Source organism: Buttiauxella sp. S19-1 (assembly GCF_022134725.1).
Lineage (GTDB): Bacteria > Pseudomonadota > Gammaproteobacteria > Enterobacterales > Enterobacteriaceae > Buttiauxella > Buttiauxella ferragutiae.
In genome coordinates, this window is sequence record NZ_JAHWLU010000288.1 from 1 (window position 1) to 373 (window position 373).

At 45.0% G+C, this 373-nt stretch carries 1 tRNA gene and 1 rRNA gene; both read right to left on the bottom strand.

Annotation, left to right across the window (positions count from 1 at the left end):
- Nucleotides 1-129: 129 nt before the first annotated feature.
- Nucleotides 130-205, bottom strand: a tRNA-Glu gene (locus tag MES37_RS25055).
- Nucleotides 206-295: 90 nt separating this feature from the next.
- Nucleotides 296-373, bottom strand: a 16S ribosomal RNA gene (locus MES37_RS25060); the annotation flags it as partial.

Consider the following 373-nt stretch of genomic DNA (forward strand, 5'->3'; position numbering starts at 1 on the left):
GAGAAAGGAAACAGTGTGTCGTTTCAATTTTCAGCTTGTTCCGGATTTTTAAAGAGCAATATCTCAAACGTGACTCGAAAGTCAGTTTTGAGATATTCGGTGATAATGTCTTTCACACATTATCGGATATGGCGTCCCCAAGGGGATTCGAACCCCTGTTACAGCCGTGAAAGGGCAGTGTCCTGGGCCTCTAGACGATGGGGACACGAATAATCCTTTGCAGGATATCGCTTTTTGCTCATTTACTTCTATCAGACAATCTGTGTGAGCACTACGCAAGTTCGTATCTATTAGGTAAGGAGGTGATCCAACCGCAGGTTCCCCTACGGTTACCTTGTTACGACTTCACCCCAGTCATGAATCACAAAGTGGT